Source organism: Rhodanobacteraceae bacterium, assembly GCA_016713135.1.
Classification (GTDB): domain Bacteria; phylum Pseudomonadota; class Gammaproteobacteria; order Xanthomonadales; family SZUA-5; genus JADKFD01.
This window is the reverse complement of record JADJPR010000020.1, coordinates 367,571-394,193: the sequence shown is the minus strand read 5'-3', so window position 1 is coordinate 394,193 and position 26,623 is coordinate 367,571. Positions and strand designations below refer to the sequence as shown.

Here is a 26,623-nt window from a genome sequence, read left to right as displayed (position 1 = left end):
GATGCACCCGCCCGCCTTGCCCTACCTGCGCGAGATCCTGCTGTTCCTGGTGGCGGCCGGGATCGTGGTGCCGCTGCTCAGCCGGTTGCGCTTCAACCCGGTACTCGGCTACCTGCTGGTCGGCTTCCTGATCGGGCCCTTCGGCCTCGGACTGCTGACGCGCGATTTGCCCTGGCTGTCGCAGCTGACCATCACCGACCTTGCGGGAGTGCAGCAGCTGGCGGAGCTGGGTGTGGTGTTCCTGCTGTTCGTGATCGGCCTCGAGCTGTCGATCGAGCGGCTGTGGGCGCTGAGACGGCTGGTGTTCGGCCTCGGCAGTGCGCAGGTGCTGGTCAGCGCGGTGGCGATCGCCATGGTGGCGCTCGTGTTCGGCGCCAGCGCCGAGGCGGCCACGCTGCTCGGCGCCTCGTTCGCGCTGTCGTCCACCGCCATCGTGATGCAGTTGCTGACGCTGCGGCGCCAACTCGGCACTCCGCTCGGGCGCACCACTTTCTCGATCCTGCTGCTGCAGGACCTGGCGGTGGTGCCGATCCTGTTTCTGGTCGGAGTGCTTGGAATCCACGATGGCGTGGGCATCGCCGGCCAGCTTGGCCTGGCGCTGGCCAAGGCGCTGCTGGTGATGGCGCTGATCTACCTCGTCGGGCGCCTGCTGCTGCGGCCGCTGATGCGGATGGTCGCGGCCACCCGCAATCCCGAGATGTTCATGGCCGCGATCCTGCTGGTGGCGATCGGCAGCGCGCTGCTGACCCATGCCGCCGGCATGTCGATGGCGCTCGGCGCCTTCCTCGCCGGCCTGCTGCTGGCGGAGACCGAGTTTCGCCACCAGATCGAAGTCGATATCGAGCCGTTCAAGGGATTGCTGCTGGGCCTGTTCTTCATCTCGGTCGGGATGGGCATCGACGGCCGCGTGCTGCTGGCCGATCCGCTGCGCATCGCCGCGGCCGTGATCGTACTGATGCTGCTGAAAGCGATCATCATCGCCGCGCTGTGCCGATTGTGCGGCCTGTCGCGTGCGGTGGCGCTGGAATCCGGGCTGCTGCTCGGACAGGCGGGCGAATTCGCCTTCGTGGTGCTGGGCCTGGCCGGCCAGTTGCAATTGCTGCCGCCGGCCACCAGCCAGTTCATGCTGATCGTCGCCGGCCTGAGCATGCTGCTGACACCTACGGTGGCCCTGTTCGCGCGGCGCTGGGGCGAGCGCATGGAGCAGCGGACGCTGGCCGAGCGCACTTTCGACCCGGACGACCTGGGTGAACTCGACGGCCACCTCGTGATTGCCGGCTTCGGCCGCGTCGGCCAGTCGATGGCGCGCATCCTGGATGCCGAGCGCCTGCCGTATATCGCACTCGACCTGGATGCCGAGGAGGTCGCGCGGGCGCGTGCGCTGGGCCTGCCGGTCCACTATGCCGACGCCTCGCGGCTGGAAACACTGCGCCGCGCGCACCTGGACCGCGCCCGCGCGCTGGTGGTGACGATGGACCGGGTGGCCGCCGCGGACCACATCGTGCGCGCGGTGCGTGAGTTCGCCCCCGGACTGCCGATCTATGCGCGCGCCCGCGACCGGCGCCACGCGCGGCGGCTGCTCGACCACGGCGCCAGCGAGGTGGTGCCGGAAACCGTCGAGGCCGGCCTGCAACTGGCCGCGCGGGTGCTCGAAGGCACCGGCCTGCCGCTGGATGCGGTGGAGCTGCGGGTGCAGGCCGAGCGCGAGGCGGAGATTGCGCGCCTGCGCAGCTGAGCGCGCCCGCCCCGGTTCAGATCAGCGTCTTCAGCAGGCCCCAGCCGCCCGCCAGCAGCGCCGACACCAGTGCCAGGAAGGTCACCAGGAAGCCCATCGAGCGCTTGCCGGCTTCCTGCTGGTAGCCGATCGCGTACATCACGCGCCCGACCAGCCACAGCGCGCCGATCGCCGCGGTGCAGCGATCACCGGAATACGCGGCACACACGGCCAGCGCTGGCAGGAACATGCCGAGCTGCTCCAGGGTGTTCATGTGCACCCGGATCGCACGTTCCAGCGCCGGATCGCCGGTCATCGCCGGTGCCTTGATCCCACTGCGCCCGCGCCAGCGGGCCACGCGCATCATCATCCACAACTGCAGCAGCACGATCAGCAGCAGCACCAGCATGCTCAGCGGATAGGCGGTCATCGCAGGGCGTCCGTGGGAAGGCTGGACCAGTCTGGCCCGGCGGGCGTCGGGTGGCAATCACGGCGTGGCGCGCGCTTGCCCGTGCGCCGCCCTCCGCGCCGCGTCTATCGTTGCCTCCCCTGCGCGGATACGCAGACCCGGTGAACATGGAGGTGCCCACGCGTGCGTCAGACCCTCGACTGGAACCTCGGCGATGCCACGCCAGCGGAGACCCTGCGCGGTCAGGGCTTCGTGCGTCTGTCGGCTGCGCGCACGCTGGCCTTGGTCCAGCCGCATCCCTGGTCCGCGCTGGCGCGGCATTGGGACGATCTGCCACCCGACCCGCACCTGCGCGACGGTGGTCGCTACCGCTTCCGCCGCCACGCCTCGCTGCGCCTGGGTGAGGACGGCTGCAGCATCCGCGAACGCGTGCAGCGCCCGCACTGGCAGCCGCTGGACTACAACGCGCTGCATGGCGGTTTCGAGCGCTGGTTCGCACCAGTCACCGACGCGACGCTCGCCGAACCGGGCTTGCAAGCACTGCTGTTCGCGCTTTCAGCCCTTGCCACGCAGGCCGCCGCCCGCCCCGTCCCCTACGTCGAACTGCACCAGTTCCGCATCGACACCGCCAGCGGCATCGGCCGCCCCACGCCCGAAGGCGCGCACCGCGACGGGGTCGATTTCGTCGCCGTGGTGCTGGTCGACCGCGTCGCCGTGCGCGGCGGCGAATCGCGCATCTTCGAAGCCGACGGTCCCGCTGGCCTGCGCTTCACCATGAGCGAGCCCGGCACCACCATCCTGCTCGACGACCACCGCGTGATCCACGAGACCACGCCGCTGCAACCCGACGGCGCCAACGGCCACCGCGACACCCTGGTCATCACCTGGCGGGCCGAGGGGTTTCCTGGATCCCGGCTAGGGTCCCCTGCCATTAGTTGGTTGAAGAAATTTCCGATGCATTTTGGCCCGAGGCCAGGCGAGAGGAGGGTGAAAGCCGGCGGCTTGCGCGGCATGCCGCGCGCCGGCTTGAACGCCAGCAACTGGTTGCGGGCGGGAACCGGAGGTCATGGCAGGGCTATGGCGACGACGAACACCGACGCATTCGGGGCAACGGGCGCGAAAATAATTCGAATTAATGGCCACTAGACAACCGGGGGGCGCGACCCTGCAGGCCCATCAGGTGTTCCCTGCGCCGGACCCCGCCGCAAAGCGGAGCCTGCTTCGTTTCCGCGCGCCCCCGCGGCGTAACCGACCACCGCCTGGTGACGTCCAACCCGCCACCGCCCGCGGAACTCACCGATGTCTACCCTGACCCCTGCTGATCCACTGGAGCCCGGGATCCTGCGCGTCGGCGCTGCCTGCGGGTTGTGTGCGGCACTGATCTATCCGCTGTGGAGCGTGTTCGACCTGCCGTTGCCGCTCAACCGGCTGTTGCACTTCGCTTTCGGGCCCTTGCTGGTGGTCGCCTTCCTCGGGCTGGACCGCTGGTTCCAGCGGCAAGGCCCCAGCGTCGCTGCGCGCATCGGCTGCGTGTTCGGCGGCATTGCCGGTGTGGCCTTCTGCGCGATGACCGTGGTGCAGGCCGCCAACCTGGGCTGGATCTCCCCGCGCATCGCCGCCAGCAGCCGATCCGCTGCTGCAGCAGGACCTCAGGCGCGTGCTGCACGGCGTGTTCAGCGTGCAACTCGGCCTGGATATCGTCTGGGACATCTATCGTCTGGGACATCCACATCTGCCTCGCCACCGTGCTGCTGTCCGCATCGCTGGCTGGCGAGGGGCTGCTGCTGCGGGCCTGGCGGGTGTATGGCGTCAGCGCAGCAGCGGTCACACTGGGCCTCAACCTGTTGAGCTTCCCGCTGCCCCCGCGGGATGCGGGCATGGTCGACGGTGGCCCACTGGTGGGCGCGTGGTACCTCGGAACCACCCTGCTGATGATCGCCAGCCTGCGGCGCGAGGCAATCCGGTTGCCGCCCCCGGGCCTCGTGCGGGAGTAGCTCGCCAGCGCCGGTGAAGCTCCACGCCTGGCTCCGATGCCGGACTCCGGGCCCAGGTCAGCTCGCCCGGCGCGCCGCCGGCGCCCTCCGCCTGCAGCCGGCGCAAGGCCGCCAGCGCATCCTGCGCCCGCTCCACCGGCACGAACAGATGATCGTGGAAGGTGCCCGCGACCACATTGCAGCTGATGCCGGCGCGCCCCAGCGCGGTGGCGAACGCCGCGGTCAGTCCCACCGCCTGCAGGTCCGAATGCACCGTGAGCGTGATCCAGGCCGCGCGGAAATGCACCTGCAGCTTCGCCGCCAGCGCCTGCTCCTCGGGAAGCACCACCGTCAGGCCCTCCGCCTCCGCAACCGTGGCGACCGGCGTCAGTGAGGGCAGGTCCGCGCCATGCGGGACTACGCAGTATGCCCATGTGCCGTCGTGCAGGACGGGCTCCATGGACGCCAGCAACTGGGCCAGGTTGGAAATAGGCGTGTCCACGTCGTCCGCTGCCTGCTGGCCGTACCGGGCGGCACAGCCTGCACCCGCTCCTTCGGCACGTCCAGCGTGGCTGTTCGCCGTGACGGGGCAAGTTCAACGCGGAGACGCAGAGGACGCAGAGAAAAGCGCAAAGAGAAGCGCAAAGAGCGAAGAGAAGCGGATGAGGGGGCACGAGCCGACTGCTTTTTGGCGCTGCAGTTCACCCAGACGCGGAGGGCGCAGAGGAACGCATGGACGACATCGGATGCTGTGCACGCCGTACCAATCGCTCTTGTCCGTGCTCTTCTCCGCGGCCTCTGCGTCTCCGCGTTCAACGGCTCCGGCGCGCGCCAGCCCGCCGCGCTGGCGCGCCGAACGGTGTGTGGCCGGCCACCCTAGCCGCTAATCTAGGCAGATGACGACGGCCAGCAACCTTCGCACCTCCATGCGCCTGCCTTTCTGGGTGTTCCAGATCACCGGCTGGATCGGATTCCTGGCGGTGCATTTCCTGTCGGGGATGGCGCACGGCAAACACATCTCCTACCTGTCGGTGTCGATCAGCAGCGCGATCGGCGGCGCCATCGTCACCTGGCCGCTGCACTGGATGTACAAGCGCATCAGCAGGCTGCCGCCGATGCGGATGGCGCTGTACGCGCTGCCGGCCTTCATCCTGATCGTTGCGGCGATGAGCGTGATCTACGCGGTCTCGATCGAGAACTACTGCCCGGACGAGTGCAAGCCGGCGAGCTTTCTCGGTTACATGGCCTACTCGGGATTCACCGCCTACGTGATCCTGTCGTGGAGCGCGCTGTGGTTCGGCATCCACAACGGGCGCGAGCTGGCCGCCGCGCGCGAGCGCGCGCTGGCGGCGCAGTCGCAGGCCAACCTGGCGCAGCTCAAGATGCTGCGCTACCAGCTCAATCCGCACTTCCTGTTCAACACGCTCAACGCGATCGCCACGCTGGTGCTGGAGCAGGCCAACCACACCGCCGAGAGGATGCTGGGCGCTCTGAGCCGCTTCCTGCGCTACACCCTGGACCAGGAGCCACAGCAGAAGGTCACGCTGAAGCGCGAGATGGAAGTGCTCGACCTGTACCTGCAGATCGAGAAGATGCGCTTCGACGAGCGCCTGGTGCTGGACATCGCGATCGACCCCGCAGCCGAAAGCGCGCTGGTGCCGAGCCTGATCCTGCAGCCGCTCATCGAGAACGCGATCAAGTACGCGGTGGCCAAGAGCGAGGACGGCTGCCGCATCGGCATCCGCGCGCATGCCAACGGCGAGTGGCTGGACCTGGAACTGACCGACAACGGCCCCGGTTCCCCCGCCTTCGCCCCCGGCGCGCCGGAATCCAACGGCGTGGGCCTGCGCAACACCCGCGAGCGCCTGTCCACACTCTATGGCGAGCGCCAGCGCCTGTGCGCGGAGAACCGGCCGGAGGGCGGGGTGCGGGTGCGGATCACGTTGCCGCTGGAGGTGGCGGGTTGAACCTGGAGGGCACGAGGGCACGAGGGCACGAGGGCACGCAAGCGGCGTTGCCGCGATGGGGTGCCCCACGCGCCCGCTCTCTGACTGCCGGTGTCCGCACCGGTCCGTGCTTGCGTCCGGCGTCGGCGAGGCAAACAGGTGTCCCCACGGCTTCGACGGCGATCGCCTTCGTGCGCTTGCGTGCCCTCGTGCTCTCGTGCCCTCGTGCCCTCCAGAGCCACGCATGAACACCAATCCCAGCAAGCGCCCCCTCCGCTGCCTCCTGGTCGACGACGAATCCCTGGCCCGCCGCGGCTTGCGCTACCGGCTGGGGCAGATCGCGGACATCGAGATCGTGGCCGAGGCTGGCAATGGCCGCGAGGCGCTGGCGCTGATCGGCCAGCATGCGATCGACCTGATGTTCCTCGACATCCAGATGCCGGGGATCGATGGCTTCGGCGTGTTGCGGGCGCTGCCGATGAGCCGCTGGCCGCTGGTGATCTTCACCACCGCCTACGACCAGTACGCGCTGGAAGCCTTCCGCGTGCACGCGGTGGATTACCTGCTGAAGCCGGTCGAGGACGAACGCCTGCGCGATGCCGTGGCCCGCGCCCGCAAGCTCAGGGAGCACAGTGAGCTGGAAGCGCAACATGCGCGTCTGCTGGCGCTGGTGGGTGGCGAGAAGCCCCAGTCGCTGGGTGAGCGCGCGGACGACCGCTTGACGCTGAAGGACGGCAGCACGCTGATCCGCGTGCCCCTGGCGGACATTCGCTGGATCGATGCCGCCGGCGACTACGTGGTGGTGCACACCGCGGACGCCAACCATGTCGCGCGCGCCAGCCTGCGCGAGCTGGAAGAACGCCTGCCGCCAGAGCGCTTCGTGCGCATCCACCGCTCCACCATCGTGCATGCGCGCTACGTGGTGAGGCTGCGGCCGCATATCAATGGTGAGTACTTCGTCGACATCGACGGCGGGCATGAGCTGAAGCTGTCGCGGGGCTATCGCGAGCAGCTCGACAAGCTGGCTTGACCTCCGTTTCACCCTGGGTGTACCGTACGTACAGTCCCGTGGAGGTGCCGGTCGTGTCCGTTTCGCTCACCGAATTGCGCCAGCAGCTGTTCAAGCTCGCAGACCAGGTGGTCGATACCGGCGTGCCGCTGGTGATCGAGCGCCGCGGGGTGCGCCTCAAGCTGGTGCGTGACGATGCCCAGGCGGCGGGCGGGCGCCTGCAAAAGCTGAAGCCGCAGGCATTGGTGCAGGGCGCGCCGCTCAAGCCGGAGGAGTCCCCGGCATTGTGGAGCGAGTTGCCGTCCGCCAAGGTGGCGGAGGCCGCGCCCGCCTACGCCGCGAAGTCGCCGCGCAAACCGGCCAGGCGCTGAGCATGGCGACGGTGATGCTGGACACGCACATCGCCGTCGCCCTCTACCAGGGCAAGACCGGCGGGCTCGGGCGCCAGGCGCTGGCGGCGATCGATCGCGATCCGCTCTGCTATTCGCCCGCGGTGTTGCTGGAACTGGAACTGCTGCACGAGATCGGCCGCCTCAAGCACGGCGCTGCGGTCATCTCGCGTTACCTCGCCGATGAACTTGCGATCACCTGCGCCGGCGAACGCTTCGTCGAGATCGCCCACCAGGCGCTACCGCTGGCCTACACCCGCGACCCTTTCGACCGCCTGATCGTGGCCCACGCCGAATTGCTGCGGGCACCGCTGATCACGCTCGATGCAAACCTGCGGCAGCATTACCCGCGAACGTTGTGAGGAACTGATCAGCTGCGCAGGGTTTCCGTCAGGTCCAGTTGCAGCACGCGCCGCGCCGGAATCCACGCCGCGAGCAGGCCGCTGGCGACCAACACCAGGGCCACCGACAGGAGCACCCCAGGCTCGTTCGCGGAGACCCCGAAGAGCACGCCCTGCAGCCAGCGGCCGGCGGCCACCGTCAGCACCAGACCCACGCTGGCGCCAAGCAGCAGTTGCGGCAGGGTGGCGCGCAACAGGCCGCCGATCGCGCGTCCACGGGTAGCGCCGAGCGCCAGCCGCACGCCGATGTCCGCGCGGCACTGCTGCACCGAGAACGCCACCACGCCAAACACGCCCTGGATGCCGAGGGTCAACGCCAGGACCGCGAACACGCCCGCCAGTTGCATCAGCAGGCGGTCGCGGCCGAGCGCGCGCTGGGTGCGCTCGGGCATGCTCGCGACCTCGCCAATCGGCAGTGCCGGATCCGCCGCGGCAACGGCGTCGGCGAGGGCGTCGCGGTAACCCGCTGGATCCCCGGCGACGCGCACCACCAGGGTGCCGAAGCGGATCCAGTCGGCTTCGCGCTGGCGGTAGGGCGCATACACCGCCGGCGCATCCTCGCCGCGCCACTGCGCGCCGCGCACATCGCCCACCACGCCGGCCACCCGCATCCATTGCGGCGACTGCTCGCTGCTGGCCTCGCCGGGTTGCCAGGCCACTCGCGCCCCGACCGGGTCGCGCCCGGCGAGGTAGCGGCGGACGAAGGCCTGGTTGACCCACGCAACCCGCTCGCCGTGGCCATCGCCGGCCGCGACGCCGCGCCCGGCCAGCAATGGCAGGCCGAGCGCACCGAAATAGTCGCCCACGAAGGGACGATAGCGGGCGCTCGCATCCACCAGTGTCAGCCCGTCAACCAGCAGCATGTGGCCGATGCCCTGGCCGGCCAGCAGCGGCGGACCGACCACCAGGGCGGCCTGCTCCACCCCCGGTGCCTGCGAGAGCTCGGCGACCATGCGCTCGAAGGCCTGGGTTTGCGGGGCCAGATCCTGGTAGCGCGACTGCGGCAGGACCACCTCGCCGGTGATCACGCCGCCCGATTCGAAGCCCAGCGGCAGCTCGGCCAGGCGCAGGAAGCTGAAGGTCAGCAGCGCGGCGGTGCCGAGCAGCGAGCCTGCGAGCGCCACCTCCAGGGTCACCAGGCCGGCCAGCGTGCGCGAGGCCGTGCGCGAACGACCGGCATCGGTCAGGCGCATGCCCGCGCTGGCCGGGCGCGTGCGCCAGGCCGCCAGCAGGCTCGCGAGCACGGCGCTGGCCAGCGTGGCGCAGATCGCGACCAGCAGCACGTCGGCGGCGACCTCGGCACCGGCCAGTCGCGGCAGGGTGCCGCGCGCGTACTCGCGCAGCGCGGCGAAGGCCAGGAGCGCAGCGCCGATGCCGATGCCGCCACCGATAGCCCCGAGCGCCAGTCCTTCCACCAGCTGCAGGCCGATCACCTGTCCGCGGCTGGCCCCGAGGGCGCTGCGCAGCGACAGTTCTGCTGCACGCTGGCGCCCGCGCACCAGCATCAGAGCAGCCACATTGGCGGTTGCCAGTACCAGCAGCAACAGGACTGCGGCGAGCAGCAGCCACAGGCCCTGCGACACCGACCCGGTGAGCACCTGGCTCCACGGCATCAGGCTCAGCACCTTGCCTGGGTTGTCGCGTTCAGCGGCGAGCGCGGTGCTCACCTGGTGCAGTTCGGCACCGGCCGCGCCGAGGTCGACGCCCGCGTCCACCCGCGCCACCACCTCGAAGTTGTTCGATCCCGGCGAGGTCGGCGCCCATGGTGCCCAGGGCGGGATGCTCCCCCACAGCTGCACGCCGGCCTCGGCGAGGTCGCTGCGCGCATCGGCGACACCGATGATCTCGGCGCTGATGCCGGACAACTGCAACCGGCGACCGAGCACGTCGGGAGCTCCCGCGTAGGCGCTCAGCCAGTAGCGCTCGTCCAGCACCACCACTGGCGCCGCGCCTGGCACGTCGTCGCTCGGGCGCAGCAGCCGGCCGAGCCGCGGCGGCAATGCGACCACGTCGAAATACGCCGACTCGACCAGCGCCGCCTTCAGGCGCTCGGGCCGGCTGCCGTCGGTCCAGTCCATCGAGGTGTCCGGAGCGACTGCCGAGATCGCGCGGAACTGGGTCAGGCGTTCGCGCAGGGCGATGGTGTCGGGCAGGCTCAGGCCCGCTTCCTGGGTGCCAGCACGATGGACCGCCACCACGCGTCCGGGATCCGGCAACGGCAGCGGCTGCAGCAGGATCGCCGACACCAGCGCGTACACCAGGGTCACGCTGCAGATGCCGAGGGCGATGGTGGCCACCGCGGTGATGGCGAAGCCCGGTGCGCGGCGCAGGCTGCGCGAGGCGGCGTGAAGATGGTGGAACCAGCGTGTCATGCGCGCTCCGCGGCGGGGATTCCCGCAGCGCCCATGCAATAGCTGGACCATGTGTCCGCGGCCCATTCCGACGGTCGCCGGGGCGGTTTCGGCGCCTGATCGCGTTCGGACCCGCACAGCGCCGCGGCCGAAACCGCACAGCGCAAGTCGCTAACATCGCAGCATGACCCGACTCGACATCGCCATCGTCGGCTATGGCACCGCCGGCCAGGCGCTGGCCATCGCGCTCGCGCGCGACGGCCATCGCGTGCGTGTCTACGAGCAGGCGGTGCGGCCCGGGCCGGTCGGCGCCGGCTTTTTGCTGCAGCCCACCGGAATGGCGGCATTGTGGTCGCTCGGCCTGCTGGATGCGGCGCGCGCCTGCGGCACGCCGGTGCACCGGCTGTACGGCGAGAACGCGCGCGGCCGGGTCGTGATGGACATGCGCTACAGCGACCTCGACCGCCGCCTGTACGGCCTCGGCATGCAACGCGGGGCACTGTTCGAAGTGCTGCATGCGGCCCTGCCGGCCGAGGTGGAACTGCATGCCGGCCGTCGAATCGTCGCGGTCGATTCCGGGCAGGGGCGCCTGACCGATGCCGAGGGCCGCAGCGAAGGTCCCTTCGATCTGGTCATCGCCGCCGACGGTTCTGGATCGCGCTTGCGCGGACAAGTGCCGAGTGTGCGCCTCGACCGGCCCTATCCCTGGGGCGCGGTCTGGTGCCTGTTGCCCCTGCGCGACTGGCCGCACCCGCACGAGCTGCGCCAGCGCTACCGCGCCGCGCGACAGATGCTGGGACTGCTGCCCGTGGGCGCGCGGCCGGGCGATCCGACGCCGCGCATGAGTTTCTTCTGGAGCGTGCCGGCCGACGCCTTCGACGCCTGGGCCGCGCTGCCGCTGGAACACTGGCACGCGCAGTTGACCGGACTCTGGCCGCAGATCGCGCCCCACCTGGCTGATCTGCAGGACCGCCAGGTGCTGGCGCGCGCCAGTTATCGCGATGTGATCATGGGCGCGCGCTGGCACCAGGGCCGGATGCTCTTGCTCGGCGATGCCGCGCACGCCATGAGCCCGCAGCTGGGGCAGGGCGTGAACATGGCGTTGCTCGACGCGCTGGCGCTGCGCGATGCCCTGCGCTCGCCGCAGCCGCTGGACGCCGCGCTCGCCGGATTCGCCGCCAGCCGGCGCGCGCATATCCGCGCCTACCAGTTCTGGAGCCGCTGGCTGACCCCGCTGTTCCAGTCGGACTTGACCTGGGCCGCCACCCTGCGCGACTGGCTGTTCCACCCGCTCGGACGCCTGCCCGGCAGCCGCCTGCAGGCGCTGCGCATCCTCACCGGTACGCGTCGCGGCTGGTTCGGGCGCTGGCCATTGCCGGCGGGCTTCATCGAGTCGCTCTGGCCGCGCTGAGCGCGGCGCGTCAACCGGCGGCCAGCGTGGCGATCGCCGCCGGCACCTCGGCCAGCGATGCCGCCACCCGGAGTCGCGGATGCGCCGCGTCCACCGCGTGCTCGGCCTCGTGCGCCCAGGTGATGGCGTAGGGCACGTGGACCCCGGCGCCGCCGAGCGCCAGCACCGGCTCAATGTCCGAGCGCAGCGAGTTGCCGACCATCGCGAAGCGCGACGCGTCGAGGCCGAACTCTTCGAACAGCCGCGCGTAGGTCGCCGGATCCTTCTCCGAGACGATCTCGATGCGGTGGAACAGATCGGCGAGGCCGGAATCGCGCACCTTGGCTTCCTGGTGGAACAGATCGCCCTTGGTGATCAGCACCACGCGATGGCACTCGGCCACCGCGGCGACCGCCTCGCGCGCGCCCGGCAACAGTTCCACCGGGTGGGTCAGGATGCCCTTGCCGAGTTCGATCAGCGCCTGCACGTCGCGCCCGCTGATCGCGGCGTCGGTGAGTTCGATCGCGGTCTCGATCAGCGACAGGGTCATGCCCTTGGCGCCATAGCCGAACAGCCTGATGTTGCGCCGTTCGGTGGCCAGCAGGCGCTCATGCACGCGCGCGTCGGAGAGGTCGATGTAGCCGCCGAGGATGCGCTCGAAGCGTGCATGCGCGTCCTGGAAGTAGGGTTCGCTGTGCCACAGTGTGTCGTCGGCGTCGAATCCGATCATGTCGAGCATGACCAGTCTCCTTGGCGGGGAGCGCGACAATAGCGTCCGGGCGCCGGAATTCACGCGACGGCGACCGCCTCGGGTTAAGCTTGAGTGTCCCTCCCGCGAGCCGTTCATGCCGGCGTCCCGCAGCGATTCCCGCAAGTTGGCGAGCGCGGCCTGGGTGCTGGCGGCGGCGCTGGCGCTGGCGAATCCGCTGTCGGCGCAGGGCATTGCCGAGGCGGAATTCGCAGCGCTGCAGCAGCGCGCCAGTGAAGCGATCGAGCGGCTCGACTTCGCCGGCGCGCAGGTGGCGCGCGAGCGCATGCGCGCCCTGGCGCAGGCGCAGGCGCGCCCCGCATGGGAAGCGCGCGTCCTGTTCCTGGAGGGAATGCAGGCGCGCCGCCAGGGTCGCAGCGAGGACGCCTTGCGACGCTTCGACGAGTCGCTGCTGCTGGCGCGCCGGCACGGCGATCTCGCTGGCGAGGTTGATGCGCTGAACGCTTATTCGACGATGCAGCGTCGCGCCGGCAACCTGTACCAGGCGCTCGACGGGCATACCCGGGCGCTGGAACTCGCGCGCAGCCTGGCGCGCCCGGCGCTGGTCGCCGACTCGCTCGCCAAGATCGGGCGCATCTACGCGGAACTGGACGATCTGGAGCCGGCGCTGGAGTTCTACCGCCAGGCGATCGCCGCCGCCGATCCTCTCGCCACACGTCAGCTGACGGAGCTGGAGAGCGATGTGGCCCATGTGCATCTGCGCGCGGGCCGCATCGACGAAGCGCGCGCCGCAGTGGCGCGCACCCGCGCGCTGGCGGAAGCCGACGGAGCGCCCGACCTGCTGGCCGTGGCGCTGGGGCGCGAGGCGCGCCTGATGCAGCTGGAAGGCAAGCCGGAAGCGGCGCTGGCGCTGATCGACCGCGCCATCGAACTGGCCCGGCCTTACGATGGGGCGCGCTCGGTGCTGGTGCGGCAGACCCTGCGCCTGCGCGTGCTGGCCGACCTCGGCCGCTGGGAAGAGGCGGCGCAGGCCATCGGTGGCCTGATCGATGAGGCGCGCCGAACCGGCGACCGGCTGACCGAGCGCAACTTGCTCGACCTGCAGGGCGAGGTATCGATGGGCATCGGCGATGCCGCTGGCGCCTATGCTGCGGCGCGCGAGTACCACCGGATCCAGCAGGGCATGGCCACCACCATGACCAGCCGGCGCATCGCGGACCTGGAGGCGAGCATGCAACGGCGCCAGATGGAGGCGGATGTGAAGCTGCTGCAGCGCCAGGGCGAGCTCCAGGCGCTGACGGTGGAGCGCCAGCGGCTGATCGGGCTGGTGATGGCCTCAGCACTGGTCTGCGTGCTGCTGGCGGTGGTCGCGCTGGTGTGGCGTTATCGCGCGGTGCAGCGCCTGCACCGCGCCCTGCAGCAGAGCGCGCAGGCGCTGCAGCAGGCCGCGCGCACCGATCCGCTCACCGGCCTGGGCAACCGCCAGGCGATTCCCGATCCGCGCGCCCTCGCCAGCGTCGCGGCGCAGCGTGGTGAGTCCCTCGGCGTGATCCTGATCGATCTCGATCACTTCAAGCGGATCAACGATGAGCACGGGCACCTGGTCGGCGATCAGGTGCTGCAGGCGGTCGCCAGCGCCTTGCGTCTCGCCCTGCCGGCAGAGATGCAACTGGTGCGCTGGGGTGGCGAGGAGTTCCTCGCCTGCGGCAGCTTCCGCGATCGCGAACATGCGCTCGCGGTGGCCGAGAGCCTGCGCCGCGCGGCGCGCGCGCATCCGCTGCGCGATGGCGGCCATGCACCCAGCATCAGCCTCGGGGTCAGCCTGGCAGAGTCGCCCGTCGAGGCCTGGGACAGCCTGATCCGCGACGCCGACCGGGCGCTGTACCTGGCCAAGGAATCCGGGCGCAATCGCGTCTGCATGGCGGCCGCCGCATGAGCCTTTTCCCACCCACACCTGACCATGGAGTCCTCCGGATGACCACCTCCTTCGGCCGCAACATCCCGTCGCCGCTGGCCAAGCCGGATTTCGACAACGTGGCCAGCGCCGCGATCGATGCCGGCCAGACCTTGCCGCAACTACTGCTCGATGCCTGCCGCCGTTGGGGCGACAAGGCCGCGTTCAGCAACCTCGGGCGCACCCTCAGCTATCGCCAGATAGACCAGCTGAGCGCACGCCTGGCGTCCTTCTTGCGCGGCGGCCTCGGCCTGTGGCCGGGCGACCGGGTCGCGATCATGTTGCCGAATTTGCTGCAGTACCCGGTCGCGCTGCTCGCGGTGCTGCGCGCGGATCTGATCGCGGTGCCGGTCAACCCGCTGTACACCGCGCGCGAGCTGCGCCACCAGCTCAAGGACTCGGGCGCGGCGGCGCTGATCGTGGTCGAGAACTTCGCTGCCACCGCGGCCGATGCAATCGACGGCACCGAGGTGCGCCAGGTGCTGACCACCCGCGTCGGCGATTTGCTCGGCTTTCCCAAGGGCGCGCTGGTCGATTTCGTCCTGAAGTACCGTCAGCGCGCGATCCCGCCATTCTCGCTGCCGCAGGCGGTGCGCTGGCCGGATGCGATGGCGCGCGGCGCGCGCATGTCCGCGGTGGACTCGCAGGCTGCCCCGGGAGACGTCTGCCAGTTGCAGTACACCGGCGGCACCACCGGCGTCTCCAAGGGCGCGGCGCTGGCGCACAGCGCGCTGATGGCCAATGTGGCGGCCTGCGAGCAATGGATGGGCCGCGCGCTGGATCCGCAGCGCGAGGTGGGCCTGATCTGCCTGCCGATTTACCACATCGCCGCCTACACCAACATGCTGTATGCCTGGACCCACGGCTTGCACGCGGTGCTGATCACCAATCCGCGCGACATCCCGGCGCTGGTGGCGGAATTCCAGCGTCACCGGCCGTCGATCTTCGCCGGGGTCAACACGCTGTACGACGCGCTGCTGAATTCGGAGGCCTTCCGCGCACTGGACTTCTCCGGACTGAAACTGTCGATCCAGGGCGGCACCGCGCTGCGCCGTGCCACCGCCGAGCGCTGGAAGGCGGTGACCGGCTGCGAGGTGGTCGAAATGTATGGTCTTTCCGAGACCTGCGCCGGCATCACCACCAACCACTGGGACCGAGCGAACCCGCCGGGGTCGATCGGCCTGCCGCTGCCGGATGTGGACATCAGCCTGCGCGACGAGCAGGGGCGGGAAGTTGCGCGCGGTGAGCCGGGCGAACTCTGCGTGCGCGGGCTGCAGGTGATGCAGGGCTACTGGCAGCGCGCGGACGAGACCGCCGTAGCCTTCTTCGACGGCGGCTGGTTCCGCACCGGCGACATCGCGCGCGAGGGCGAAGGCGGCTACTACTACCTGCTGGACCGGCGCAAGGACATGATCCTGGTCTCCGGCTTCAACGTCTTCCCCAACGAGATCGAGGACGTGGTGGCGATGCATCCCGGCGTGCTCGAAGCCGCTGCGGTCGGCATCCCGGACGACAAGACCGGCGAGGCGATCAAGCTGGTCGTGGTGAAGAAGGACCCGGCGCTGACCGCCGACGACCTGCGCGCGCACTGCCGCACGCAGCTGACCGGCTACAAGCAACCCAAGCTGATCGAGTTCCGCGACAGTTTGCCCAAGACGCCGGTGGGCAAGATCCTGCGTCGCGAGCTGCGCTGAGCCGGGCGCTCAGGAAAAACGGAGACGAAAAGGAGCTTTTGCGGCGGGCGCCCATGGGCCCGCGCACGGACACTGGCCAGGCACATCGGCCAATCCGGGAGGTAGACATGGGCGCATTCCAGTGGTTGTTCTGGCTCGCGGCATTGCCCGGGCTGGCGCAGGCGAGCCATCGTTTCGGCGCGACCATCGACGTCGACGGCGATCCCTACAATGGCTGCGTCCAGGCAACCGCGGCCGGCGAGTTCCGCGGCGAATGGCGCACGCTGGCGCACACCGACCAGCGCCATCTGCGCGACACGCGCCTCGACGCCTGCCGCAACGGCGAATGGGAAATCGTCGACAGCACCAGCGCGGCAACGCCACTGGCCTTCGCCGCCGGCGAGTCCGGCAGCGACCGCATCGAATGGCAGACGCCGGGGGTTATCCCAGGCAGAAGCCGTCCGCTGCAGATCCACGTCTGGTCCGAGCGCGCCGACGGCAGCGCCGGCGACCGCCTGGACCCTGACGGCGAACCGGTCGCGCTGGTGATGGAATCCGGCTTGGTCGAGTCGGCGGTGCCGGGGCTGGGGCTGCCCGCGCTGCTGTTGCTGGGCGGCGCCATGCTGGTGGCTGCGCGACGCCGCCTGGGCGTCACCTCCGGACCACTGGTGGTGCTGGCCGCAACGATCGCGCTTGCCGCGCAGCTGGGCGGGCCGGCGGTCGCCACGTCGCCCGGGGATCCATCCGCACTGGCCGATCCAGCCAACGACACCCTGGAAGCCGGCGCTGACCTGGTGCACGCGGCGGCCGCGCTCGAGGATGGTCGCCTGCGCCTGGCACTCGACGTCAACGACATCGAGGCCAGCCGATTGCCGGACGCCGCGCGCGTGCTGTTCATCGGCAACAGCCTGACCTACAGCAACGACTTGCCACAGATGCTCCAGGCGATTGCCGCCCAGGCGGGCAAGTCGCTGCAGGTGGACGCAATCACCATCGGCGGCGCGGCGCTGGAGGACCATTACGGCAACCGCAGCACGCTCGCGCGCATCGGCAGCGGGGACTACGACCTGGTCGTGCTGCAGCAGGGGCCATCCTCGTTGCCGGAAAGCCAGCAGCACCTGGCCTACTGGACGCGCCGGTTCGAGGGCGTCATCCGCGCCGGCGGGGCGCGTCCGGCGCTGTACATGGTCTGGCCGGACATCACCCGGATCGACTACTTCGACGCCGTGCGGCTGTCCTACTCCGAGGCCGCACTCGGCGTGAATGGCATGTTCATCCCGGCCGGCGAGGCCTGGCGCGCAGCCTGGCGCCTCGATCCGACGCTCCCGCTGTACGACGCCGACCAGTTCCACCCGTCGGTGCTGGGCAGCTACACCGCCGCGCTCAGCATGTTCTGCGAGTTCTACGGACAGACGCCGGTGGGTTTGTCGCCGCGCTTTTCGCTGGACAATCGGGAATGGCCGGGTCTGTCGGCCGACCAGGTTCGGATCGCACAGCAGGCCGCCTGGGAAGCGCATCGCGAGCATGGGCGCTGGGGTCGGTGAGCGAGCCGCCGCTTGCACCCATGACCAGGGCGGCCTCGCGGCCGCCCTTTCGTGCGTCACTCCAGTCCACCCGCACCCTGAGGCGCGGGAGGCGGGCAGGTATCAGCCCTGGCGGCGCGCCGCTGCGAAGCCGATCAGGCCCATCAACAGTCCCAACAGCACCAGGCCGTACTGGCTCAGCGTCGGGATCTCGTTGAACGGGTAGCCGACCACCACGCTGAGGGATCCCAGGTTGTTGTCCGCCACCGGGTCGGTCGTCGGCGACGCAGTGCTCGCGTTCACGGCGGTGTTGCCTTCGTTGTTGCTGAAGGCCACCACGGTCAAGGTGCGCGTGACGCCCGGAGCGGTCGCGCCCGCCCAGGTGCACACGATCGCACCGGTGTTGCCGACCTGCGGCGTGGTGCAGCTGGCGCCAGCCGCCGTGTGGCTGCTGTAGCGGAAGTCCGGCGTCAGCGTGATCGTCACCGACACGTCCTGCGCATCCGACGGGCCGTTGTTGATGCTGGTCGCGGTGAAGGTCACCGGCACGTTGATCAGCACCTGCGCCGCCGACGAGGTCAGGCCGATGACCAGATCAGCCACCGCGACTACGGTCGTCGTGGTGCTGGCGCTGTTGTTCGCACCATTCGGATCCGGCGAGCCCGCCGACACCGTCGCGGTCGCGTCGATCACCGTGCTGTCGAGCACCGCCGGCGCCACCAGAACCGTGATGGTCAGCGTGCGCGAGCTGCCCGGCGCCATGCTGCCGCTGATCGAGCAGCTGATCCCGGCGGCGCAGCTGCCGCCGCCGCTCACCGTGCCGGAGACCAAGCTGGTGCCGGTCGGCGTGGGCAGGTTGACCACCACCGCCGTCGCATCCGACGGGCCGGCGTTGGTCACGACTGCGGTGTAGGTCAGCTGGGTACCGGCCGTCACCGGGTCCGGCGCGTCGGCCAGGGTGATCGACAGATCCGCCTGCACCTGCACCGCCGTCGTCGCCGTAGCGGAATCGTTGCCGCCGATCGGATCGGCAGTGCTGGACGAGGCCGTGGCGGTCGCGCTCAGGTTGGCGGTCTGCGATGGCGACACCAGCGCCACGATGGTCGCGGTGCGGGTGTCGGCGGTGGTCGTGGCGCCGGCCCAGGTGCACACCACCGGGCTGGCCGCGTTGCAGCTGCCGCCGGCGCTGGCGGCAGCCGAGACGAAGCTGGTGCCCGCCGGCAGTGGCAAGGTGATCATCGCATCCTGCGCATCGGACGGGCCGGCGTTGGTCAGCGTCGCCACGTAGGTTAGCTGGGTGCCGGCGATGACCGGGTCCGGCGTGTCGGTCAGCGAAATCGAAAGGTCAGCCGAGGCGATCACCGAGGTCGTCGCATTGGCAAGGTTGTTGCCGCCCGCCAGATCACTGGTATCCGACGCTGCGCTGGCGGACGCATCCAGGAAACTGCCGTCGACGACATTCGCCGGGACCGCGACCACAATGGCGGCGCTGCGGTTGACACCGGGCGCGGTGGCGCCGGCCCAGGTGCAGGTCACAGTCGTGCTGCCGGTGCAACTGCCGCCCACCGGCGTCGCCGCGACCAAACTCGTTCCGGCCGGGATGTCGACGCTGAAGCGCGCGTTCTGTGCATCCGAGGGACCGCCGTTGGTCAGCGTTGCGGTGTAGCTGAGCTGGGTGCCGGCGGTCACCGGATCCGGGGTGTCGCTCAGGCTCATCGACAGGTCGGCCGTGGTGATCACTGCCGTTCCGGTCGTCGAGGTGTTGTCGGCGGGGTCGCTGTCCGGCGTATCCGAGGCGGCGGTGACCACGGCATTGATCAGCGTATTACTGACCGCATTCGCCGGCACGCTGACGACGATAGTGGCCGTGCGCACCGCGCCGTTGGCGGTGGTGCCGGCCCAGCTGCAGGTGATCGGACTGACATTGGTGCAGCTGCCGCCGCCATCGGCAGTGGCAGAGACGAAGCTGGTGCCGGCCGGGACCGGCAGCGACACGCTGGCGTTGGTGGCATCGCCTGGCCCGGTGTTGGTCAGCGTTGCCGTGTAGCTGATGTTGCTGCCGGCAGCGACCGGATCGGGGGTGTCGGCCAGGACGACGGCGAGGTCGGCACCGGCGCCGCAGGGGGCGTCGGACGACACATCAAGGGTGTAGGCGGCGCCAACGCCGCCTCCGGCATTGACCTCGTGCACAACCACGTCGTACGGCACGCCCGCGGCGACGTTGAGCGAGAAGCTCGTCGATGCCGCACTGCTACCTGCGTCCGCAAGGTAGCCCGTCGTCGGCGCTGCGGGATCGAAACTGGACGATGCGTATACGAAAAGCGTCGTTGCGGGTTGGGTGAGGCTGACCGTGATGCAACTGTTGCTTGCCGGCGTGAAGCGGTAACGGTCGAACTGGCGGACAACGCTGGTGTCGTTCGCACCGGGGTTCGCCTTGGGCGCGGCGCAAGTGGAAGTGGTGCCGTTACGCAAGATCCGCCCAGTCTGGGTGCCGGTAATCGCCGCGTAGGCCGGATCGGCGGCTGGCGCGGTGGTGTCCAGCACCGTGGTCAGGTTCGTCACGGTGCAGGTGCCGCGTGGTGTTGGTTGCGGCCCCAACTGGAAAGGGACATCGGCGACATGCCCCCCGACCGTGAACTGGGCAGAAGCGCCGGTTGCCAGACTTCCCAAGGCGATTGCCGTGGCCACACGGACGCCCACAGAAAATCGTTTGATGATTCCCTTCATCGCAATGAAACTCCCGTATCGAATGGAATACCGCGCCCGGTGCCCTCTCGCGCAGTCTATTCGAATTTGATTCGAGCTTCAGTCGCCAATGCGGACAGCGAAATCACCGTTCGCGCCAGGCCTTCGCGACCAGGCTGGCGCCGGTCGCCCGCGCCGCGCCATCCGCGAGGGCGCCGCCGCCGCTATCGTCCGCGGCATGCCCGCCCATCCTCTGCACCGCCTTGCCGCCTACGCCGCCCCGCACCGCGCCCGCGCGTGGCGCGCGAGCGCTTACTCGGTGCTCAACAAGTTCTTCGACGTGCTGCCCGAGCTGCTGATCGGCGTGGCGGTCGATGTGGTGGTCAACCAGAAGCAGTCCTTCCTCGCCGGCCTCGGCATCGTCGAACCGATGACCCAGTTGTGGCTGCTGACCGCGCTGACCATTGTCATCTGGGTGCTCGAATCCACCTTCGAATATCTCTATGCGCTGAACTGGCGCGGGCTGGCGCAGGATCTGCAACACGGATTGCGCCAGGGCGCCTACGAGCACTTGCAGCAACTGCCGCCGGACGCGGTGACGCGCGCGCGCAGCGGACGCCTGATGGCGCTGCTGAACGAGGACGTCAACCAGATCGAGCGTTTCCTCAACACCGGCGCGAACGATCTGATCCAGGTGTTCGTGTCCTCGCTGCTGGTCGGCGCGGTGTTCTTCGTGCTGACACCCACGCTGGCGCTGCTGGCGATCCTGCCGATCCCGCTGATCGTCGCCGGCGCCTTCTGGTTCCAGACCCGGCTGCAGCCACGCTACGCCGCGGCGCGCGAGGCGGCGGCGACGCTGTCGGCGCGGCTGGACAACAATCTGCGCGGCATGGCGACGATCCAGGCCTACACCGCCGAGTGCTTCGAGGCGGCGCACCTGGCGGCCGCCTCGGACGGCTTCCGCCAGAAGAACGCCGCGGCGATCCGCTTCTCTGCCGCGATCACCCCGGTGATCCGCATGGCGATCCTGCTCGGCTTCGTCGCCACGTTGCTCTACGGTGGCTGGCTGACGCTGCGCGGCGAACTCGGCGTGGGCAGCTATTCCGCGCTGGTCTACCTGACCCAGAGGCTGCTGTGGCCGATGACGCGGCTGGCGGACATGACCGATCTCTACAATCGCGCGATGGCCTCGGTGAACCGGGTGCTCGATCTGCTCGACACCCCGGCGCCGCCGCGTGCCACCGGCGCACTGCCGCAGCCACTGCGCGGGGCGCTCGGCTTCGATGCGCTGCGCTTTGCCTACGGCGAGCGGCCGGCGCTGGATGGCGTCAGCTTCGAGGTGCCGGTGGGCGCGACGGTGGCGCTGGTCGGCGCCACCGGCAGCGGCAAGAGCACCCTGCTGAAACTGCTGCTGCGCTTCCTCGATCCGCAGGCCGGGCGGGTGCTGCTCGATGGCCATGACATCGCGTCCATCGATCCGTCCGCGCTGCGCGGGGTAATCGCCTATGTCGGCCAGGAGCCATTCCTGACCGATGGCAGCGTGGCCGACAACATCGGCTATGGCGAGCGCCAGCCGGATCCCGCGCGGATCGAAGCCGCGGCGCGCGCGGCCGAGGCGCACGACTTCATCGCCGCGCTGCCGCAGGGCTACGCGCAGCCGGTGGGCGAGGGCGGCGCCGAGCTCTCCGGCGGCCAGCGCCAGCGCATAGCCCTGGCCCGCGCGCTGTACCGCGACCCGCGCATCCTGGTGCTGGACGAAGCCACCAGCGCGATCGACAACGAGACCGAGGCGGCGATCGCCCACTCGCTGCGCAGCGCCGCGCGCGGACGCAGCGTGCTGGTGGTCGCGCACCGGCTGTCCACCGTGCGCCACGCCGACTGCATCCAAGTCATGGACGCCGGGCGCATCGTCGAATCCGGCACCCACGAGGAACTGCTGGTCCGCGACGGCCAGTACGCCCGTCTGTGGCGGCTGCAGACCGGGGAGCTGGTCTGAAGCTGATTCTTCCGGACATGCCCCCAATGTGACTACGTAGCCCGTTGTGCCGCGCAGCGGTTCGGCGGGTGCTTGCCGCAAGTACCCGCGGAACGCGCTGCGCGCGTACCACGGGCTACGCGCAGCGTCGTTTCGATCTGCGGAACGGCGCACCGGGATGGGGTGCGTTGGCACCCTTGATCGCCTGTCGACGGGATCCGGCGGATCATGCTGCGACGTCCCCGTCGGAGCACCGCCATGACCACGCGCCGCGAAGCCCTGCAATTCTCCCTGGCCGGTGCACTGCTCGCGGCCCTGCCTCGCGGATGGGCGGCTGTCGCCGACGGGCCGATGAAGCGTGCGATCCCGCGCAGCGGCCAGCAGATCCCGGTGGTCGGCTTGGGCAGCTCGGCGACCTTCTCGCAGCTCGCCGGGTCGCAGGAGATCGGCGCACTGCGCGAGGTGATCGCGGAACTGGCACGCCTGGGCGGGACGGTATTCGACACTGCGCCCAGCTACGGTGCCTCCGAGCAGGTCGCCGGCGACATTGCGCGCGAGCTGAAACTCACCGACGCCATGTTCTGGGCGACCAAGGTCAACGTCGCCGGACGTGGCGGCGGGGCCGCCGACCCGGCGGCCGCGCGGGCGCAGATCGAGTCCTCCTTCGCCAAGCTGGGCAAACAACCGATCGACCTGATCCAGGTGCATAACCTGGGCGATGTGCCGGTGCAACTCGGCATCCTCAAGGAGTTGCGCGAAGCCGGGCGAGTGCGCCATATCGGCGTGACGACGACCTTCCCGGCGCAGTACCCGCAACTGATCGAGGTGATGCAGGCCGAGCCGCTGGACTTCATCGGCATCGACTACGCGATCGACAATCGCGCCATCGAGGAGCGCATCCTGCCGCTGGCGCAGGAGAAGGGGATCGCGGTGATGGTCTACCTGCCGTTCGGCCGCACCCGGCTGTGGGAACGCATGCGCGGCAAGGACCTGCCGGACTGGGCGGCGGAGATCGACGCCGTGTCCTGGGCGCAGTTCTTCCTCAAGTTCGTGCTCGCGCATCCGGCGGTGACCGTGGTCACCCCGGCCACCAGCAAGGCCAAGCACATGGCCGACAACCTGGGCGCGGCTTACGGGCGCCTGCCGGATGCGGCCATGCGCGAGCGGATGATCGGGCATATCGCCGGACTCTGACGCCCGGGACGCGCATGCCGCGCTAGTGTGGTGTTCCGTAATTACCTTGAATTATTTCCGCGCCTTTTGCGCCGATGCGGCGTTGCTCGTCGTCGCCATAGCCCTGCTATGACTTCTCCTCGCGCCTTGCCTCGCCGCGAAATTCATCGGAAGTTTCTTCAACTTAATTACGGAACACCACACTAGCACCGGGGCTCATGTCTGTGAAGCGGATGTGAACAATTGGTGCAGATGAAGTATTCACGCCATTTTCATCTTCCGGCCGGATTACAGCCCGCCTGAGTAATTGCTAGCGTCCGTCGCGTCCCATCGGGAGGGGAGTCCCGGCGGGAATGCGTTGCGGAGGGGTCCGCGCGCCCACTGATCGACTTGCGATTCCTTCCGCTGCGCGGAGGGCACTCCCGTTTTGCTTCGATTTTGTCGCTTTGCACCGGCCGCGTGGGGTGGCCGGCGTCCTGACCTTCCAACCGGGGAATACGAATGTCGCTTCTGAAATCGCGTCGCGCGGCACCTGCCGCAGTCACCATACTTGTCCTCGCGCTGGCGTCCGCCACCGCCGGAGCCGCCACCCGCAGCGACCTGCATGCGGTCGATACCGGCCGCGTCAACGCCAACCTGGCTGTGATCGAACGCGCAGTGGGCAGCGCGCCCACGACGGCGCAGCGCCACGCCGAGATGCTGACCCTGGAGGCGGACTCGGCCCTCGAACTGCTCAGCTCCACCGCCGAAGCGAACGGCGACACCCACTATCGCTACCAGCAGACTTTCCGCGGCGTGCCCGTCTGGGGCGAGCATGTCGTCATCACCGCCGGCGCCGACGGGCGCGTGCGCCATCTGTTCGGCCGCAGCGTGGCCGGCCTCGGCGTCGAACTCGGCAGCATGAGTGCGCGCCTGCAGTCGCAGGCGGCGCTCGATATCGCCAAGACGGTCGTGCACGGCAGTGCGCGCAGCAGCCTTGTGGTTGAACGCCCACGCAGCGACCTGATGGTCTACGTGGACGACCAGGACGCCGCGCGCCTGGCCTATGTGACCACCTGGTTCGCCGACAGCGCCAAGGGTGGCGCGCCGATGCGTCCGTTCGTGATCGTCGACGCCAACAGCGGCGCCGTGCTCAAGCGCTGGGACGGCCTGACCACCGCGGCGATCGGCACCGGTCCCGGCGGCAACAGCAAGACCGGCCAGTACACTTGGGGTTCGGGCGGCCGCTACGGCTTCCTCGACGTGACCCAGAGCGGCACGACCTGCACCATGAACAACGCTGACGTGAAGACCGTCAACCTGAACGGCGGCACGTCCGGCAGCTCGGCCTTCTCCTTCACCTGCCCGAACAACACGGTCAAGTCGATCAACGGCGCTTTCTCGCCGCTCAACGACGCGCACTACTTCGGCGGCGTGATCCAGAACATGTACACCGCCTACACCGGCGGCAAGGCGCTCAGCTTCCAGCTGGTGATGCGCACGCATTACAGCAGCAACTATGAGAACGCCTTCTGGGATGGCGCGCAGATGAGCTTTGGCGATGGCGCCAGCACCTTCTATCCGCTGGTCAGCGTCGACGTGGCCGGCCATGAGGTCTCGCACGGCTTCACCGAGCAGCACTCGGACCTGACCTACTCGGGCCAGTCCGGTGGCATGAACGAGGCCTTCTCCGACATGGGCGGCGAAGCCACCGAGTACTACTGGAAGGGCAGCAACGACTTCCTCGTCGGCCCGGACATCTTCAAGGCCTCCGGCGCGCTGCGCTACATGAACAATCCACCGCAGGACGGCCGTTCGATCGACAACGCGGCGAATTTCACCAGCTCGATGGACGTGCACTATTCCTCGGGCGTCTACAACAAGGCCTTCTACCTGCTGGCCACCAAGCCGGGTTGGAACGTGGTCAACGCCTTCAAGGTGTTTGCCCGCGCCAACGCGCTGTACTGGACCCCGAGCAGCACCTTCAACAGCGGCGCCTGCGGCGTGCAGACCGCGGCCACCGACCTCGGTTTCACCGTGGCTGACGTGACCGCAGCTTTCACCTCGGTGGGCGTGTCCTGCTCCGGCGGCGGCGGTGGTGGCGGCGGTGCGAGCACCGGCGGTCCGCTGACCAATGGCGTGGCCGTGACCGGCATCACCCAGCCGACCGCTGGCCAGTCGGTCAACTACACCCTGGCGGTGCCGGCGGGTGCAACCAACCTCAAGTTCGTCATGTCCGGTGGCACCGGCGATGCTGACATGTACGTCAAGTTCGGCAGCGCGCCGACGGATACGGTCTACGACTGCCGTCCGTATGCCTCCGGCAATGCCGAGACCTGCAACATCGCGACCGCCCAGGCCGGCACCTACTACGTGCGCCTCAAGGCCTACAGCGCGTTCAGCGGCGTCTCGCTGACCGGCAGCTACACCGCGGGCACCGCCAACACGCCGCCGGTGGCCAATTTCACCAGCAGTGTCAGCGGCCTGACCGTGAACTTCACCGACACCTCCACCGATGCCAACGGCACGATCGCCTCGCGCGCCTGGAACTTCGGCGACAGCACCACCTCGACGGCGACCAACCCGTCCAAGACCTACAGCGTGGCCGGCACCTACACGGTCACCCTGACGGTCACCGACAACGGTGGCGCGACCAACACCAAGACGGCCTCGGTGACGGTCAGCTCGGGTGGCGGCACGGTCGAGCGCCTGGCCAACGGCAACTTCGACAGCATCACCACCAGCAGCAACACCGCGGCGGACGGCTCGTGGACGCGCTCGGCCTCGACCGGGACGTCGTTCAACACCCTGCTGGCCGGCCAGACCAATGCGCACACCGGCGGCAGCTATGCCTACCTCGGCGTCAACGCGACCACCAGCACGCAGACGCTGGACAGCAAGGCCACGCTGATCCCGGCCACCGCCACCACCGCCACGTTGTCTTTCCAGACCTCGATCGTGACCAGCGAGACCAGCACGGCAACAGCCTACGACAAGCTCACGGTGCAACTGGTGGATGCCAGCACGAACGCAGTGCTGCAGACCCTGGTGACCCTGTCCAACCTCAACAAGACCACCAGCGCGTCCACCTACGTGCTGCGCAGCTACAGCGTGGTCGCGCACAAGGGCAAGTCGGTCAAGGTGCGCTTCGTCGGCTCCACCGACAGCTCGCTCGCCACCACCTTCCGGGTGGACACGGTCAGCCTGCTGAGCAACTGATGCAGCACCGCAACACTGGCTGAAACGCCAAGGGCCCCGGGGCAATCCCGGGGCCCTTCTTGCATCCGGCGCCGGAAAGGCTGGGTATGGCGACATGCCATCCGGCGATATCCCGGCGCTTGATTTTCACGCCGCGCCGCACCAGTTCCTG

At 69.3% G+C, this 26,623-nt stretch carries 18 protein-coding genes; 13 read left to right on the top strand and 5 right to left on the bottom strand.

Features of this window, described 5'->3' with window-relative positions; genetic code table 11:
• Position 1 precedes the first annotated feature (1 nt).
• Entirely contained in the window at positions 2–1,735 is a 1,734-nt protein-coding gene (locus IPK27_16615; GenBank protein ID MBK8069184.1) for a cation:proton antiporter, read from the top strand.
• A 16-nt stretch (positions 1,736–1,751) separates the two neighbouring features.
• On the opposite strand, the gene IPK27_16610 is transcribed toward IPK27_16615, so the two are convergent.
• Complete coding sequence (locus tag IPK27_16610; GenBank protein ID MBK8069183.1) at positions 1,752–2,144, bottom strand: MAPEG family protein; 393 nt, start codon at positions 2,142–2,144, stop codon at positions 1,752–1,754.
• Between the two features lie 162 nt (positions 2,145–2,306).
• Here IPK27_16610 and IPK27_16605 point away from each other — a divergent pair, with 162 nt between their 5' ends.
• Positions 2,307–3,269, top strand: a complete 963-nt coding sequence (locus IPK27_16605) for a 2OG-Fe dioxygenase family protein (protein MBK8069182.1) — start codon at positions 2,307–2,309, stop codon at positions 3,267–3,269.
• 690 nt (positions 3,270–3,959) lie between these two features.
• Here the strand turns inward: IPK27_16605 and IPK27_16600 are convergent.
• Positions 3,960–4,598 (bottom strand): ACT domain-containing protein, encoded by a 639-nt coding sequence (locus IPK27_16600; protein ID MBK8069181.1) that lies wholly within the window; start codon positions 4,596–4,598, stop codon positions 3,960–3,962.
• 424 nt (positions 4,599–5,022) lie between these two features.
• Between IPK27_16600 and IPK27_16595 the strand changes: the two genes are divergently transcribed.
• The 4 genes from IPK27_16595 (at position 5,023) to IPK27_16580 (ending at position 7,802) form a co-directional block, all read left to right on the top strand.
• Complete coding sequence (locus tag IPK27_16595; protein MBK8069180.1) at positions 5,023–6,063, top strand: histidine kinase; 1,041 nt, start codon at positions 5,023–5,025, stop codon at positions 6,061–6,063.
• A 223-nt stretch (positions 6,064–6,286) separates the two neighbouring features.
• Positions 6,287–7,072, top strand: a complete 786-nt coding sequence (locus tag IPK27_16590) for a response regulator transcription factor (GenBank protein ID MBK8069179.1) — start codon at positions 6,287–6,289, stop codon at positions 7,070–7,072.
• Positions 7,073–7,125: 53 nt separating this feature from the next.
• Positions 7,126–7,422 (top strand): type II toxin-antitoxin system Phd/YefM family antitoxin, encoded by a 297-nt coding sequence (locus IPK27_16585; GenBank protein MBK8069178.1) that lies wholly within the window; start codon positions 7,126–7,128, stop codon positions 7,420–7,422.
• A gap of 2 nt (positions 7,423–7,424) precedes the next feature.
• Entirely contained in the window at positions 7,425–7,802 is a 378-nt protein-coding gene (locus tag IPK27_16580; GenBank protein ID MBK8069177.1) for a PIN domain-containing protein, read from the top strand.
• Between the two features lie 8 nt (positions 7,803–7,810).
• Here the strand turns inward: IPK27_16580 and IPK27_16575 are convergent, their stop codons facing one another.
• Complete coding sequence (locus IPK27_16575; GenBank protein ID MBK8069176.1) at positions 7,811–10,213, bottom strand: ABC transporter permease; 2,403 nt, start codon at positions 10,211–10,213, stop codon at positions 7,811–7,813.
• Positions 10,214–10,376: 163 nt separating this feature from the next.
• Here IPK27_16575 and IPK27_16570 point away from each other — a divergent pair, with 163 nt between their 5' ends.
• Positions 10,377–11,603, top strand: coding sequence for an FAD-dependent monooxygenase (locus IPK27_16570; GenBank protein ID MBK8069175.1), 1,227 nt, complete (start codon positions 10,377–10,379; stop codon positions 11,601–11,603).
• A gap of 10 nt (positions 11,604–11,613) precedes the next feature.
• On the opposite strand, the gene IPK27_16565 is transcribed toward IPK27_16570, so the two are convergent.
• Positions 11,614–12,321, bottom strand: a complete 708-nt coding sequence (locus IPK27_16565; protein MBK8069174.1) for an HAD family hydrolase — start codon at positions 12,319–12,321, stop codon at positions 11,614–11,616.
• A gap of 106 nt (positions 12,322–12,427) precedes the next feature.
• Here IPK27_16565 and IPK27_16560 point away from each other — a divergent pair, with 106 nt between their 5' ends.
• The 3 genes from IPK27_16560 (at position 12,428) to IPK27_16550 (ending at position 17,462) form a co-directional block, all read left to right on the top strand.
• The gene (locus IPK27_16560) at positions 12,428–14,227 is read left to right on the top strand and encodes a diguanylate cyclase (protein MBK8069173.1); all 1,800 of its coding nucleotides are present in this window, start codon (positions 12,428–12,430) and stop codon (positions 14,225–14,227) included.
• Positions 14,228–14,265: 38 nt separating this feature from the next.
• Positions 14,266–15,939, top strand: a complete 1,674-nt coding sequence (locus IPK27_16555) for an AMP-binding protein (GenBank protein ID MBK8069172.1) — start codon at positions 14,266–14,268, stop codon at positions 15,937–15,939.
• Between the two features lie 107 nt (positions 15,940–16,046).
• Complete coding sequence (locus IPK27_16550; protein MBK8069171.1) at positions 16,047–17,462, top strand: hypothetical protein; 1,416 nt, start codon at positions 16,047–16,049, stop codon at positions 17,460–17,462.
• A 102-nt stretch (positions 17,463–17,564) separates the two neighbouring features.
• Here the strand turns inward: IPK27_16550 and IPK27_16545 are convergent, their stop codons facing one another.
• Complete coding sequence (locus IPK27_16545; GenBank protein ID MBK8069170.1) at positions 17,565–20,111, bottom strand: IPTL-CTERM sorting domain-containing protein; 2,547 nt, start codon at positions 20,109–20,111, stop codon at positions 17,565–17,567.
• Positions 20,112–20,364: 253 nt separating this feature from the next.
• On the opposite strand from IPK27_16545, the gene IPK27_16540 reads away from it, so the two are divergent.
• The 3 genes from IPK27_16540 (at position 20,365) to IPK27_16530 (ending at position 26,472) form a co-directional block, all read left to right on the top strand.
• A complete protein-coding gene (locus IPK27_16540) occupies positions 20,365–22,122 on the top strand; it encodes an ABC transporter ATP-binding protein (GenBank protein MBK8069169.1) in 1,758 nt (585 codons plus the stop codon).
• Positions 22,123–22,359: 237 nt separating this feature from the next.
• On the top strand, positions 22,360–23,295 hold the full coding sequence (locus IPK27_16535) for an aldo/keto reductase (GenBank protein MBK8069168.1): 936 nt from the start codon (positions 22,360–22,362) through the stop codon (positions 23,293–23,295).
• A gap of 480 nt (positions 23,296–23,775) precedes the next feature.
• On the top strand, positions 23,776–26,472 hold the full coding sequence (locus IPK27_16530) for a M4 family metallopeptidase (protein ID MBK8069167.1): 2,697 nt from the start codon (positions 23,776–23,778) through the stop codon (positions 26,470–26,472).
• The last annotated feature ends 151 nt before the right edge of the window (positions 26,473–26,623 follow it).